Origin of the sequence: Zobellella taiwanensis (genome assembly GCF_003012795.1) — a bacterium.
Classification (GTDB): domain Bacteria; phylum Pseudomonadota; class Gammaproteobacteria; order Enterobacterales; family Aeromonadaceae; genus Oceanimonas; species Oceanimonas taiwanensis.
Map to the genome: position 1 here is coordinate 1 of NZ_PXYH01000024.1, position 13,723 is coordinate 13,723.

Annotated in this window: 11 protein-coding genes and 4 tRNA genes; 7 read left to right on the forward strand and 8 right to left on the reverse strand. The window is 59.8% G+C overall.

All coding sequences use genetic code 11. The features are described from left to right. Window positions 1-167 precede the first annotated feature (167 nt). The 5 genes from glnS to phbB all read right to left on the reverse strand — a co-directional run bounded on the left by glnS (window position 168) and on the right by phbB (window position 6,228). Window positions 168-1,829, reverse strand: coding sequence for a glutamine--tRNA ligase (glnS, locus tag C7I36_RS14475; RefSeq protein WP_106454407.1), 1,662 nt, complete (start codon window positions 1,827-1,829; stop codon window positions 168-170). A gap of 165 nt (window positions 1,830-1,994) precedes the next feature. Next, entirely contained in the window at window positions 1,995-3,776 is a 1,782-nt protein-coding gene (phaC, locus tag C7I36_RS14480; protein ID WP_106454408.1) for a class I poly(R)-hydroxyalkanoic acid synthase, read from the reverse strand. A gap of 79 nt (window positions 3,777-3,855) precedes the next feature. Beyond that, complete coding sequence (locus C7I36_RS14485; RefSeq protein ID WP_106454409.1) at window positions 3,856-4,191, reverse strand: phasin family protein; 336 nt, start codon at window positions 4,189-4,191, stop codon at window positions 3,856-3,858. A gap of 43 nt (window positions 4,192-4,234) precedes the next feature. After that, window positions 4,235-5,443: an acetyl-CoA C-acetyltransferase gene (locus C7I36_RS14490; protein ID WP_106454410.1), complete on the reverse strand. Its 1,209-nt coding sequence runs from the start codon at window positions 5,441-5,443 to the stop codon at window positions 4,235-4,237. A 38-nt stretch (window positions 5,444-5,481) separates the two neighbouring features. Next, entirely contained in the window at window positions 5,482-6,228 is a 747-nt protein-coding gene (phbB, locus tag C7I36_RS14495; RefSeq protein WP_106454411.1) for an acetoacetyl-CoA reductase, read from the reverse strand. 821 nt (window positions 6,229-7,049) lie between these two features. Between phbB and C7I36_RS14500 the strand changes: the two genes are divergently transcribed. The 6 genes from C7I36_RS14500 (at window position 7,050) to C7I36_RS14525 (ending at window position 10,152) form a co-directional block, all read left to right on the forward strand. Next, window positions 7,050-7,125 (forward strand) — tRNA-Asn (locus tag C7I36_RS14500). A gap of 15 nt (window positions 7,126-7,140) precedes the next feature. Continuing rightward, a tRNA-Asn gene (locus C7I36_RS14505) sits at window positions 7,141-7,216 on the forward strand. Window positions 7,217-7,230: 14 nt separating this feature from the next. Further along, window positions 7,231-7,306 (forward strand) — tRNA-Asn (locus C7I36_RS14510). A 14-nt stretch (window positions 7,307-7,320) separates the two neighbouring features. After that, a tRNA-Asn gene (locus C7I36_RS14515) sits at window positions 7,321-7,396 on the forward strand. Window positions 7,397-7,524: 128 nt separating this feature from the next. Continuing rightward, the gene (locus tag C7I36_RS14520) at window positions 7,525-8,199 is read left to right on the forward strand and encodes a hypothetical protein (protein ID WP_106454412.1); all 675 of its coding nucleotides are present in this window, start codon (window positions 7,525-7,527) and stop codon (window positions 8,197-8,199) included. Window positions 8,200-8,328: 129 nt separating this feature from the next. Next, the gene (locus C7I36_RS14525) at window positions 8,329-10,152 is read left to right on the forward strand and encodes an EAL domain-containing protein (protein WP_106454413.1); all 1,824 of its coding nucleotides are present in this window, start codon (window positions 8,329-8,331) and stop codon (window positions 10,150-10,152) included. On the opposite strand, the gene C7I36_RS14530 is transcribed toward C7I36_RS14525, so the two are convergent. Next, window positions 10,127-10,621, reverse strand: a complete 495-nt coding sequence (locus C7I36_RS14530) for a hypothetical protein (RefSeq protein WP_106454414.1) — start codon at window positions 10,619-10,621, stop codon at window positions 10,127-10,129. The genes C7I36_RS14525 and C7I36_RS14530 overlap by 26 nt on opposite strands. Window positions 10,622-10,715: 94 nt before the next feature. On the opposite strand from C7I36_RS14530, the gene C7I36_RS14535 reads away from it, so the two are divergent. Next, the gene (locus C7I36_RS14535; RefSeq protein ID WP_106454415.1) at window positions 10,716-11,111 is read left to right on the forward strand and encodes a MerR family transcriptional regulator; all 396 of its coding nucleotides are present in this window, start codon (window positions 10,716-10,718) and stop codon (window positions 11,109-11,111) included. Between the two features lie 104 nt (window positions 11,112-11,215). Here the strand turns inward: C7I36_RS14535 and aroA are convergent, their stop codons facing one another. Further along, window positions 11,216-12,502 (reverse strand): 3-phosphoshikimate 1-carboxyvinyltransferase, encoded by a 1,287-nt coding sequence (gene aroA / locus C7I36_RS14540; RefSeq protein WP_106454416.1) that lies wholly within the window; start codon window positions 12,500-12,502, stop codon window positions 11,216-11,218. Between the two features lie 108 nt (window positions 12,503-12,610). Beyond that, window positions 12,611-13,711: a histidinol-phosphate transaminase gene (gene hisC / locus C7I36_RS14545; protein WP_219899667.1), complete on the reverse strand. Its 1,101-nt coding sequence runs from the start codon at window positions 13,709-13,711 to the stop codon at window positions 12,611-12,613. Window positions 13,712-13,723: the final 12 nt, after the last annotated feature.

Consider the following 13,723-nt stretch of genomic DNA (forward strand, 5'->3'; position numbering starts at 1 on the left):
CTATGGCTTCCTTCAGACCCCACCGTTGGCCAGTGGCGCCCTTGCCAGTCGGATTGTCTTCCCCTCAGTCGGGGTGACGCCATCTTCTTTCAGATGGCCGGGTTTGCCGGCTTCGCCGGGCAAACAACAAAAAGCCGCGACCAGCGCGGCTTTATATGGTGGTGATATCAGGCCTCTTCCTTGCCCCAGGAATCGCGCAGGGCGACGGTCAGGTTGAACACCAGGCCATCGGCTTTGCTGTCGCGGCAGAAATAGCCTTCCCGCTCAAACTGATAGGCCCGCTCTGCCGGCGCCGCCGACAGCGAGGGCTCGACCACGGCACCGCTCAACACCGTCAGCGACTCGGGATTGAGCGCCGACTCAAAGGACTCCGCCGCTCCCGGGTTGGGCACGGCGAACAAACGGTCGTACAGGCGGACTTCGGCCGGCACCCCCCGGCTGGCGGAAACCCAGTGAATAACCCCCTTGACCTTGCGGCCATCCGCCGGATCCTTGCCCAGGGTATCGGGGTCGTAGCTGCAATAAAGGGTGGTAATATTGCCTTCGGCATCCTTTTCGACCCGCTCTGCCTTGACGACATAGGCATTGCGCAGGCGCACTTCCTTGCCCAGCACCAACCGCTTGTACTTCTTGTTGGCCTCTTCCCGGAAATCTGCCTCGTCGATATAAATCTCGCGGGTGAAAGGCAGCTCGCGATTGCCCATCTCGGGCTGGTTAGGATGATTGGGCGCGGCCAGGATTTCCAGGTGATCCTCGGCCAGGTTTTCAATTACCAGCCGCAGCGGACGCAGCACCGCCATGGCCCGCGGCGCATTGTCATTGAGATCATCGCGGATACAGGCCTCGAGCATGCTCATCTCGACAGTGTTGTCCTGTTTGGTTACCCCGATACGGCGGCAGAATTCGCGGATGGAGGCCGGAGTATAGCCCCGGCGGCGCAGGCCGGAAATGGTCGGCATACGCGGATCGTCCCAGCCTTCCACATGGCCATCGGTGACCAGCTGATTCAGCTTGCGCTTGGACATCACGGTGTATTCCAGGTTGAGCCGGGAAAACTCGTACTGGCGCGGATGGCAACCAATGCTGATGTTGTCCAGCACCCAGTCGTAAAGACGGCGGTTGTCCTGGAATTCCAGAGTACAGAGCGAATGGGTGATGCCTTCCAGAGCATCGGAGATACAGTGGGTAAAGTCGTACATGGGATAGATGCACCACTGATCACCGGTCTGGTGATGGTGGGCGAAACGCACCCGGTACAGTACTGGATCCCGCATCACCATAAAGGAGGATGCCATGTCGATCTTGGCGCGCAGGCAGGCGCTCCCCTCGGCAAACTCGCCCTTGCGCATGCGGGCAAAGAGTTCGAGATTCTCTGCCACCGGCCGATCCCGGTAGGGGCTGTTGCGGCCCGGACTGGTCAGGGTGCCCCGGTATTCGCGGATCTGTTCGGGGCTAAGTTCGTCTACATAGGCCAGCCCCTTTTCGATCAGTTCGACCGCAAAGCCATAGAGCTGCTCGAAATAATCGGAGGAGTAATGGACATCACCACTCCAGTTGAATCCCAGCCACTGCACGTCACGCTTGATGGACTCGACGTACTCGACGCTTTCCTTTTCCGGGTTGGTATCGTCAAAGCGCAGATTGCAGCGGCCCTGGTAGTCGGCGGCGATACCGAAATTCAGGCAGATGGACTTGGCATGTCCGATATGCAAGTAGCCGTTCGGCTCCGGCGGAAACCGGGTCTGCACTGCCGAGTGCTTGCCGCTGGCCAAATCTTCGTCGATGATCTGGCGAATAAAATTGCTGGGACTGTGGTCCGCCTGACTCATTCATGCACCTCAGTATGGGATGGCGTAAACAATCCCCCATGATCCATGATCTCCGTGCGGGGCTCAATAGCCGGCGGGACAATATGGTGTTTTACCGCCAAAAAAGAAGCCGCCCGCGGGCGGCTTCAGACTGCCGGAAAACAGGCACCAGGATGGCGGCGGCCGTTATTCCTCCACCGGCAAGGTCTGGCGCACATAACGCCCGGGCGCCGGCATCAGCGCCGGGCATTCCTCGCTGCCGATGGTGCGGGCGGGTATGCTGTCCCCCACATGGGGCGACACCCATTGCTGCCAGTGGGTCCACCAGGAGCCCGCTTCCCGGCGCGCCGCGGCCAGCCATTGCTCGGCAGACTCAAAGGGTTGCTCACTCAACCAGTAGCCATACTTATTTTTGGCCGGCGGGTTGACCACACCGGCCACATGGCCGGACTCCCCAAGCACCAGAGTGGTCTCGCAGCCCAGCAGGCGCGAGCCCTTGAAAGTCGCGTCCCACAGGGCAATATGGTCTTCCCGGGTAGACAGGAAATAGCTTGGCGTCTTGACCTTGGACAGGTCGATGCCGAAGTTGCCCACCTTGACTTCCCCCGGCTGGCTCAGACGATTGTTCAGGTACAGCTCGCGCAGCAGAAAGCTGGCACAGGTAGCACTGAGGTTGGTGCTGTCGCTGTTCCAGTAGAGGATATCGAAATCCGCCGGCTCCTCGCCCTTGAGGTAGTTGTCGATGTAATAATTCCAGTACAGGCTGTTTTCCCGCAGCAGGCTGAAGGTCACAGCCATCTGCCGGCCATCGAAAAAGCCCTGGGCATCGTTCATCTGCTCCATGGCACTGACCACCGGCTCGTTGATGAACACCCCCACTTCACCGGGCTGGGTAAAGTCCAGCAGCGTGGTCAGGAAGGTCGCGCTTTTTATCCTCGGCTTCATCCGCCGTGCCGCATACAGCGCCATGGTCGACGCCAGCAGGGTACCGCCGATGCAGTAACCAATGGCATTGACTTCCTTCTCGCCGGTAATTTGCTCTATGACCCTTACTGCCTCCATGGTGCCCGCATGGATAAGATCCTGAAAACCGATGCTGGCCTGCTCTTTGCCCGGGTTTCTCCAGGACATGATGAACACCGTATGGCCCTGATCCCTGAGCCAGCGTACCAGGGAGTTCTGTTCCTTCAGATCCAGGATATAAAACTTGTTGATAAAAGGCGGAATGACCAGCAGGGGAGTCTTGAATACGGTGTCGGTACTGGCTCCATACTGGATCAGCTCGAAGACGTCGTTGCGAAATACCACCTCGCCCGGGGTGGTGGCCAGATCCCGGCCCAGCTCAAAGGCGGACTGGCGGGTCATGCGGATTTTAAGCAGGTTGGCGCTGGCCGCCAGATCTTCCTGGAACAGCTCTATCCCCTTGACCAGGTTGGCCCCCTTCTCTTCCAGGGTGCGATGCAGCAACTCCGGGTTGCTCCAGATAAAATTGGTCGGAGACAAGGCGTTGATGGTCTGGCGAAAGAAAAAATGCAGTCTCTGACGTACCGGCTCGGGCAGGCCTTCCACCACTTCCAGGGTGCGGGTCAACGACTGGGCAAAATGCAGATAGGACTGGCGCAGGAAGTCGAAATGGGGATCCTCTTTCCAGGACTTGTGCTGGAAGCGCCGGTCACCCGGAGGATCCGCAATCAGGCTGCCGGCTTCGCGGTCGAGGCTTTTGGCCATACTGTTCTGGCAGATAGCCAGTTGCCCCTGCCACCACTGCATCTGGATATCGAGCAGCCGGACCGGATTGTTGGCCACCGCGTTGTAAAAGGTATTCAGATCCTGGGCATTGACTTCCGACAGCGCCCGGGTAACCGGGTTGTCGCCCAGGCTGGCCCGCTGCATATCGGCCCACATGGTTTCGTTCCACTGAAAAAACTGGCGCAGGGGATCGCTGCCCTGATAAGTCTCTTGCTGCATGGTGTTCCTCCCTGATTGAAGACAACCGCCGCCGGTACGGCGGACCAGGTGCCTGGCCCGCCGGATCCGGCATGGCGCCTTACTTTTTCTGGGCGTCCGCCGCCAGGGCTTCCAGGCCGGCCTTGAACTCCTGGGCCAGCTCTGCCAGCTTCTTGCCATCCTCAATCATCTGCTGGCTGATCTTGGTCATGGTTTCCAGCTGCTTGGCGCCGCTGCTGACCAGGCTCTGCACATCCTTGATCTGGCTGTTGGCCTGTAGCTGGGCCAGGCCGATATCGGCATACTGGCGGGCTGCCTCCAGTTGCAGGTTGGTCAGACTGGTGAAATTGCGAGCCACCAGTTGGTTGTATTTCAGCAGGGGGCCAAAGGTCTGCTCGGTCTGGTCGCTGAAATTCTTGAACATATCGGTATACATAATGAAATTCCTTATTGGTTGATAATCGTTGCTTTACCCGGTGTTACACCCGTTTAAGGATTACCGCCGTGCCCATACCGCCGCCCACACACAGGGACGCCAGCCCCAGGGTGGTATTGCTGCGATGCAGTTCATGCAACAGGGTCACCATGATCCGGTTGCCGGAAGCCCCCAGCGGATGCCCAAGGGCAATAGCGCCACCATTTTTGTTGGTGCGCTCCAACAGGGTCTGTTCGGCGATGTCGTGCTGCGCGGACAGTTGGCGCACCACCCCCAGGGCCTGACCGGCAAACGCTTCGTTGAGCTCCAGCCGCTCGATGTCGGCCAGGCTCAGGCCCGCCCGCTGCAGGGCCTGGCCAATGGCGGGCACGGGCCCCAGCCCCATGATGGCCGGGTCGATGCCGCCCTGGCCGTAGCCGACGACTTCCGCCAGCGGGGTCAGACCGAGTTGCTCCACCGCCGCCCGGCTGGCCAGGATGATGGCACTGCCCCCGTCATTGATACCGGAGGCATTGCCGGCGGTCACGGAGCCGTCCGCCTTGAAGGCAGGACGCAGCTTGGCCAGGGTCTCGGCCGTGGTGCCCGCCTTGGGGTACTCGTCGGTATCGACCACCAGGGTGTCCTTGCGGGTCTTGACCTCAACCGGCACGATTTCGGCCCTGAAGTGGCCCGCCTCGATGGCCGCCACCGCCTTGGCCTGGCTGGCGGCGGCCAGGGTATCCTGCTCGGCACGACTGATGTTTTCCTGGGCCACCACGTTTTCGGCGGTCACCCCCATGTGATACTGGTTGAACACATCGGTCAGACCGTCGTTAATCAGCAGATCAGACAGCGTCATGTCACCCATCTTGTTGCCGCCCCGCAGATCGCCTTTTACCACGAAGGGGATTTGCGACATGTTTTCACAGCCGGCGGCCACTACCACCTCGGCATCGCCGGCTTTGATGTGGGCACAGGCGTCCATCAGCGTCTTCATACCACTGCCGCACACCATGTTGAGGGTATAGGCCGGCACGCCGGCAGGAATGCCCGCGGCCAGTGCCGCCTGGCGGCCAATCCCCATCCCCTGACCGGCCGCCACCACGTTGCCGACGATAACTTCATTAACCTGCTCCGGAGCCAGTCCGGCCTGGGCCAGGGCCCCGCGAATGGCAACGGCGGCCAGCTCAGCGGCCGGCACGGTTTTCAGGGCACCGCAAAAGCTGCCGATGGGAGTTCGTTTTGCCGCAACAATGTATACAGGTTCAGACATAATTAATGCTCACTCCATTGAAAACAGACCCTGGGGTCTTATTGCATATAAAGGCCGCCGTTGACCGACAAGGTTTCTCCGGTAATGTAACCGCCGTATTCACCGGCCAGATACAAGACGGCACCGGCCACTTCTTCGGTTGTGGCCAACCGTTTGAGCGGTATGGTGGCTTTGATGGAATCCAGTACATCCTCGCGAATGGCGGTCACCATGGGGGTTGCAGTATAGCCGGGAGCCACCGCATTCACACACACGCCAAAGCGGGCTCCCTCGGCGGCCAGCGCTTTGGTAAACCCTATCATACCCGCCTTGGCGGCAGAATAATTGACCTGGCCATATTGACCCTTGAGGCCATTGACGGAAGAAATATTGATAATACGGCCGCAGCCCTGCTCACACATTAGATTGAATACCGGCTGGGTCACGCTGAACAGGCTGTTGAGATTGGTATCCATGACTTCCTGCCACTGCTGCCAGGACATTTTCTTGAAAGTGGTATCGCGGGTAATACCCGCATTGTTGACCAGTACATCAATCCGGCCCAGCTCTCGCAGGCAGCCGGTCAGTACCTCGCTGGTCGCCTCGTGATCGCTGACATCAAGGGCCAGCAGCCGGATATCCTGGCCCGCCAGCTGTTCGGCCTCAAGCCAGGCCGCGGCCTGCTGTTGCTTGCCCGGACGATGTGTTGCCACAACCTTGTATCCATTATTCAACAACAAACGGCACACTTCTGTTCCAATTCCACCTGAAGCACCGGTTACCAAAGCGATTTTCTTGTCAGCCATGAAGATTCCACTCCTTTGTTTCTACTACTAAAGAAAACTCGTTGGCACGAATTTCCTTTAACCGGCCGGCACCCATTTCATCGGCCGATATAATATTCTTGCTTGTCCAAGATATATTTTTATCTTGAATAACTTCTTCCTGACCAAGCCAACCCACTATAAGCCGTTCTGTATGACAAATGAATTAAAATTATCGGCTTCATTAAAAAATTCATCCTATATCAAATAATGCCTTATGCTGGTGCATGCCGCACCAGAAAGCGGCAGAATATACTACTTATCCGCCGCCAATAGCATATAAGTCGTTGCTTTTCTACAGGCAACCAGTGGTATAAACCACTGCTTTCCCTGGGGAATCGTCATCATAAGAGCAACTCGGATTTATTTTTATTAATGGCCAGCGGCGGCCTTCAATAAATTAACAGTTAGTCAACAAAGTTAGTGTTTTCGCTCCTTTCAGGCCGGTAATCCTAAACCTCCACTCCAAATGCTAAATGACTACCGACAGAGCCCCCAGGGAGGATTCACAGCGTGTCTGTGTGCGGGACCCGGTCGATGTAGCACGATTAGGATCTGTTATTTAAGAAGCCGTTTTCTGGGCGGCGCAACCTGCCACAAACCGGATCGATCCGGCTTGTCAAGGCGATATTCTGGCGTCATGAGGGCATGGCAGACCGGACGGAGGTCGCGGGTGCTGCACAATTATCCCGCCATTGCACACTCTTGCAGCAAACAGCCTGATTTCACAGGCAAAGCCATTTTCAGTGTTGACAGTGCCAGGGGCAGCCATTAACATGCGCCTCGCATTCAAGGATGCCTCTTCCCCCTTAGTTCAGTCGGTAGAACGGCGGACTGTTAATCCGTATGTCGCTGGTTCAAGTCCAGCAGGGGGAGCCAGTTTTGAAAAGTTGTTCCCCCTTAGTTCAGTCGGTAGAACGGCGGACTGTTAATCCGTATGTCGCTGGTTCAAGTCCAGCAGGGGGAGCCAGTTTTGAAGGTTGTTCCCCCTTAGTTCAGTCGGTAGAACGGCGGACTGTTAATCCGTATGTCGCTGGTTCAAGTCCAGCAGGGGGAGCCAGTTTTGAAAGTTGTTCCCCCTTAGTTCAGTCGGTAGAACGGCGGACTGTTAATCCGTATGTCGCTGGTTCAAGTCCAGCAGGGGGAGCCATCTTATAAGCCAGCACAGCTGGCTTTTTTATTGTCTGCTTATCGGGGCCGGGCTCCCGGCTCACTCGACAAATGTGACCCAAATCACGATAATGCGCCGTTTTCGTCAACAAGGGTAATAGTGTTGTCATGCATTCCCCCATTGCCGTGATCCGGGGCGCCCTGCTCCGTTTTCTGTTGCTGGTGATCGGCCTGCTGTTGGTGCCCGCCACCGTTTTTATCGATCTCGCCTGGCTGGATAACGGCCTGTCCGAATCCAGCCTGACTGAAGGCCTGCAAGCCCTGCTCATACTGTGCTCGGCCCTGATGTGCGCCCATGGTGCCCGGGTCCAGCCGGAGCGACGCGGCTTTCTTATCCTGGTGGCCGGTTTTTTCTGCTGCCTGTTCATTCGTGAGCTGGACTACCTGTTCGACCGGCTGCACGACGGGCTGTGGCAGTTACTGGCCCTGACCACTACCCTGGTGTCGCTGCTCGCCGCACTGCCCCACCGGCAGGGACTGTTGCCGGCCATGGCCCGCGCCACCCAGTCGGTCGCCTTCAATTACGTTTTATGCGGCCTGGCGTTACTGCTGTTTTTCAGCCGGGTGTTCGGCACCGGCGCGCTCTGGGATCAGGTCATGGCCAGCCTGGGCGCCGAGGCGCCGCACCTGCTCAAGACAGTGGTACAGGAAGGACTGGAACTCTGTGGTTATGGTTTTATCTTCCACGGTAGCCTGTCGTTCTGGCTGCAGCGCCGCCAGGCCGCCCTGGTGGCGCTGCCACACCGGGAACCGGCCGCCTCCGTGCAGGCCAATGCGGCCTGAGCACACAGACAAAGCCGTTTGGCACCAATGTTCTTGTCATCAGCCGGGCCTTGGCCCATCATGGCACAACATCGTTTCGGCTGATGCCGGCTCTTGTCCTGTTATCCCGTTTTTACAAGGATACCGGTTATGCGGGAAACTCGTCCCTTTAGTCAGGCCCTGTTGTTGGCGGCCTTTATCTGTCTTTTACTGGGCGTGCTGCTGCCCTGGTGGTCCGCCTACCGCACCCTGGCCGAGCAACAGCTGCAGCTGCACCGGCAGTTGCCCGCACTGCTGGCGGCCGACCGGCCCCAGGCCGAGTTGCCGGGAGTCGCCGAATGGTCGCGCGAGCGCCCGCTGGACTCCACCACTCCGGCCTGGTGGTTCGGCAAGGCCGCCGCGGGCCAGCAATTGATGCTGGAGCAGACACCGGTGTTCTACCGTCTCGACAGCCGCCCAGCCACCCGGTTGTGGCTCATGTCCTCGGTCCCGCTGACCCTGGTCAACCTGCTGCTGTTTACCGGCCTTTACCGGCGCTGGCGGCGGGAAAGCCGGGAGCGGGAGCAGTATTTCCAAACCTTGCTGCTCGATCCCGAGCAGGGCCAGTTGGGCGGACGGGACCCGGTTGAACAGGGTATTATCGGCCTGCACCAACGCTATCGGGAACAACTCGACGAATTGCAGCGGCAATTGAGCGAGGCTCATCAGCAAAGCCATCAGGACAGCCTCACCGCCCTAGGCAACCGCTACGCTTTTCGCCGGGATCTGACCCTGATGCTGACCGACGAAAACAAGCTCGCCACCGCCACCCTGATGATAGTGCGCGCCAGCTCACTGCAGAACATCAACAGCCGGCTCGGTTTTCAGGCCGGGGATCAGTACCTGCAGGATATCGCCCGGCTGGTACGCAAGGTGATCCAGCCCCAGCTCGGAGCCCGCGCCTATCGTATCAGCGGCACCGACATCGCGGTGCTGGCCAAGGGCCAGTGCGAGCCCCTGGCCCAGTCCCTCGGCACTCAGTTGCAGCAAGCGCTGCACCATTACCAGCATGTGCATGAGCTGGACTGCGCCGCCTATATCGGGTTCACCCAGCTGTTGCCCGGCCAGTCGCCGGAAACGGTGCTGATCCGCGCCGACTCGGCCCTCGCCCAGGCTCAGGGTGGCGAGCCCAACGGCTGGCGCATGGTGCTCCGGCACAATGATGACGAGGATATGGGCGAGAGCCAGTGGCGACAACGGCTGCAGTCCATGCTGGAGCAGGACGGCATCCAGCTGATGGTACAGCCGGCCCGATTGCTCAAGCCGGCCATGCCTGGCTACAACGAAATCTTCTCCCATTTTCCCAATGGCAAGGGCGGCAGCTACCCGGCCACCACCGTCTTCGCCATGCTGCAACGGCTCGATATGTCGATGCTGTTCGAGCAAAAAATCATCGAGACCACACTGCGCCAGATCGCGAGCCGGGACATGCCGGCCCAACGCTGGGCCATCAACCTCACGCCTGCCAGCCTGCAGCAAAACTCCTTTCTGATCTGGCTCGAGCGGGTGCTGCTGCGCGACGTGAATATCACCTCCTGCCTGGTATTCGAGCTCGACGAACATGTGCTCGAGCACCAGTTGGTGGCCGGCAAGCGGTTGCTGGACATGATCCGCCGCTGCGGCGCGCGCTCGGCAGTGAGCAAGTTCGGCCACGGCTATGGCTCGTTCCGCCTGCTCAAGGAGCTCAAACCCGACTACATCAAGCTGGACGCCCAGCTGGTTCGCCACCTGGAAGACGACAGCGCCAACCAGCAGTTCGTGCGCATGATTATCGATCTGGCCCAGCGCCTCGGCTGCCACGTGGTGGCGGAAGGGGTGGAAACCGACGCCCAGAAACAGTTGCTCGAAACCATGTATATCGACGGTATTCAGGGCTACCTGATCAGCAAGCCACTGCCACTGGCCGAGTTCAAGGGGCTGGCGCTTTCAGTTTGAGCAAGTAATTGATGAGTTCGCCCAGGTGGCGGTAGCGGGCGATTTCGTCCGGGCTGTAGCGGGTGGACATGGTGGACGGATTGTGGCGGTGCTTGAGATAGCGCATGATCTGCAGCCGATTGAATCCGCCCACCTTATACACCAGTTCCAGCAGGGTTTTCAACCGGGCTTCGTCCAGCCCGCACAGGGCGGCATAGTCATCGTCAAGCGGGCTGTGAATGGCCACCTCGGCTCCGGCTATGTTTCCCTGCTCCTGCAGGTAGTCGAGCCACTGCTCCACATACATGGGCTTGGTGCCGGGCAGCAGCTCGAAACGTCCCTTGCCGCAGCGGCAGTCGGACAACAGGTTGACCGCCAGCCGATCGCTGTTGCAGGAAAAACCGGTTTCGCCCTGCTCGCCCCAGTCCAGTGCCTGGATACGGATTTCCGCCCGGCCGCCCCGGTCGTCATGGATCTTGAAAATAAACACGCCGTCTCCGCCGTTGTCACAAAGGATTTATCTTGGCGTAATAGGGAGTGCGAGTCAAAGCCGCACTCCCCCGCAACCTTCGCAGGAGTAAGCAATGATGCCCAATAAGGAAGTTACCTATACCATTTCCGAGCTGGCCGACGAGTTCGACATCACCCCCCGTACCCTGCGCCACTATGAAGAGCTGGGCCTACTCAGCCCGCGACGACGGGGCAACGCCCGTATTTACAGCCATAAGGACAGGATCCGCCTGGCCCTGACCCTGAGAGGCAAGCGGCTCGGGTTCAGCCTGGTGGAAATCCGCGAACTGTTCGATCTGTACGACGCCGAGCACAGCTCGCGTCCCCAACTGCACTCCATGATAGCGATGATCGCCGAAAAGCGCGCCAGCCTGCAGCAGCAGCAGGACGATATCCAAAAGGTGCTGGCGGAGCTGGACGCCGCCGACATCAAGGCGCGGGAAGCACTGGAAAAGATGAAGCATCACTAAAGCGGGAAGCGGGAAGCGGGAAGCGGGAAGCGGGAAGCGGGAAGCGGGAAGCGGGAAGCGGGAAGCAATGATAAAGCCCCGCCGCAGCGGGGCAAGAAACCGGCTTACTCGGCCTGGCTGATGCTGGCCAGCTTGTCGAAATAGTCCGGGAAGGTCTTGGAGGTGCACCTGGGATCCAGGATCACCACTGGGGTGTCGCTCAGGGCCACCAGCGAGAAGCACATGGCGATACGGTGATCGTTGTAGGTGGCGATTTCCGCCTCCTGCAGCTTGGCAGCCGGCGTCACCACCAGGTAATCCTCCCCTTCCTCCACCTCGATCCCGAGCTTGCGCAGCTCGGTGGCCATGGCGAACAGCCGGTCGGTTTCCTTCACCCGCCAGTTGTAGATATTGCGGATACGGGTGGTGCCCTCGGCGAACAGGGCAGTGGTGGCGATGGTCATGGCGGCGTCGGGGATATGGTTCATGTCCATGTCCACCGCCTTGAGCGGTGCCACGTGCTCGGCCTCGATAAAGTCATCGCCCCAGGTGATGCGCGCGCCCATGGCTTCCAGCACATCGGCGAAACGGATATCGCCCTGAATGCTGTGGCGGCCGATGCCGGTCACCCGAACCTTGCCCTTGATGGCGCCCGCCGCCAGAAAGTAGGAGGCGGAGGAGGCGTCCCCTTCCACCAGAAAGGTACCCGGCGACACATAGCCCTGATTGCCCTGCACATAGAACACCTGGTAGTTGTCGTGCTCTATGGTCACCCCGAACTGCTTCATGATGTGCAGGGTGATGTCGATATAGGGTTTGGACACCAGCTCGCCCTTGATATGGATGCGGGTATCGCCCGACGCCATGGGAGCCGCCATCAGGAAGGCGGTGAGAAACTGGCTGGAAACGGAGCCGTCGATATGCACATCGCCGCCCCACAGGCCCTTGCCGTTGATGAACACCGGCGGATAGCCGTCGGTCTTGAGGTAGCTGATGTCGGCACCCGCTTCGCGCAGGGCATCCACCAGGTGGCCGATGGGCCGCTCCCACATGCGCGGCTCGCCGGTCAGGGTAAACTCGCCGGTGCCCAGGCACAGGGCGGCACACAGGGGGCGCATGGCGGTGCCGGCATTGCCGAGGAACAGGGAAACCGGCTCCCTCACGCTGAACGCCCGGCCCAGACCATGCACCACGCATTCGGTCTTGTCGTCCGACAGCTCGTACTGCACCCCCAGGATCTTGAGGGCATCCAGCATGTGACGGATATCATCGCTGTCGAGCAGGTTGGTCAGGCGGGTGGTGCCCTGGGCCAGGGCAGCAAGCAGCAAGGCCCGGTTGGACACGGACTTGGATCCGGGCAGATTGACGGTGCCCTCCACCCGGGCGATTGGGGATAGTTTGAGGCTTTCCATATGATTCCTGGAGATTCGGGGTAAACAACAACTGAAGCTGTCTAGACGTTAACAGGGCTGTTGCACCAGGGCAAGATAAACAAAAGGCCGGTTTGCACCGGCCTTCCCTCAGCCCAGCACCCTGGCCAGGGCGTCCAGGCAACGCTGGTTTTCGTGCTCGAGACCAATGCTGATACGCAGGCAGGTCGGCAGGCCATAGCCGGCAATGGGTCTTACGATAACGCCTTCGCGCAGCAGCGCCTGGTACACGGGCGCCGCATCGCGCTCAAGGTCCAGGGTAATGAAGTTGGCGCGGGACGGGATATATTTCAGGCCCTTCTCCCGGAAGAACGCCTCGTAGCGCGCCATCTCCCGCCGGTTCAGTTCCACCGCCTGGTTGAGGTAGTCCTCGTCGTCCAGCGCCGCTTCCGCCGCCGCCAGAGCCAGGCTGTTACAGTTGAAGGGTTCACGCACCCGGTTGAGCACCGCCACCAGCTGCGGATGACAAACCATGTAGCCCACCCGCAGCCCCGCCAGGCCATAGGCCTTGGAGAAGGTGCGCGACACGATCAGGTTGGGATAACGGGCCAGCCAGTCGATGGACGGGATCCGCTCGTCTTCCGCCACATATTCGGTATAGGCCTCGTCCAGCACCACCAGTACCTGGGCCGGCACCTTGTCCATAAAGGCTTCAAGCTCGGCCGCGCCGACAAAGGTGCCGGTCGGGTTGTTGGGATTGGTGATGCACACCAGCCGGGTCGCTGGGGTGATGGCCGCCGCCATGGCGTCGAGATCGTGGCCGAAATCCCTGGCCGGCACCACCACCGCCTTGGCGCCATGGGCCTGGGTGGCCAGGGCATAGACGATAAAGGTGTACTGGGAATACACCACCTCCTGCTGCGGCCCCACGAAGGTGTGAAACAGCAGATCGATCAGCTCGTTGGAGCCGTTGCCGAGGATCAGTTGCTCGTGGCTTACGCCGAGCTTGGCTGCCAGTTTGGCTTTAAGGGCGAAACCGTTGGCGTCCGGGTAACGGGCCAGTTCCGGCAGGGCGCGCTCGATGGCGGCCCGGGCCTTTGGCCCCAGCCCCAGGGGGTTTTCGTTGGAGGCCAGTTTTACGCTGTTGCTGATACCGAGCTCGCGCTCCAGCTCTTCCACCGGCTTGCCCGGCTGATAAGGATGCAGACCCGGTACTCCCGGGTTGGCCAGGGCCAGAAAATCAATACTCACAATGGCTCCTTG

Bases quoted from the DNA above. Each gene is read 5' to 3' on its own strand.
- C7I36_RS14490 (WP_106454410.1), bottom strand. From the start codon at position 5,443: ATGTCTGAACCTGTATACATTGTTGCGGCAAAACGAACTCCCATCGGC.
- C7I36_RS14535 (WP_106454415.1), top strand. From the start codon at position 10,716: ATGATGCCCAATAAGGAAGTTACCTATACCATTTCCGAGCTGGCCGAC.
- C7I36_RS14525 (WP_106454413.1), top strand. From the start codon at position 8,329: ATGCGGGAAACTCGTCCCTTTAGTCAGGCCCTGTTGTTGGCGGCCTTT.
- aroA (WP_106454416.1), bottom strand. From the start codon at position 12,502: ATGGAAAGCCTCAAACTATCCCCAATCGCCCGGGTGGAGGGCACCGTC.
- phaC (WP_106454408.1), bottom strand. From the start codon at position 3,776: ATGCAGCAAGAGACTTATCAGGGCAGCGATCCCCTGCGCCAGTTTTTT.
- C7I36_RS14485 (WP_106454409.1), bottom strand. From the start codon at position 4,191: ATGTATACCGATATGTTCAAGAATTTCAGCGACCAGACCGAGCAGACC.
- C7I36_RS14520 (WP_106454412.1), top strand. From the start codon at position 7,525: ATGCATTCCCCCATTGCCGTGATCCGGGGCGCCCTGCTCCGTTTTCTG.
- phbB (WP_106454411.1), bottom strand. From the start codon at position 6,228: ATGGCTGACAAGAAAATCGCTTTGGTAACCGGTGCTTCAGGTGGAATT.
- glnS (WP_106454407.1), bottom strand. From the start codon at position 1,829: ATGAGTCAGGCGGACCACAGTCCCAGCAATTTTATTCGCCAGATCATC.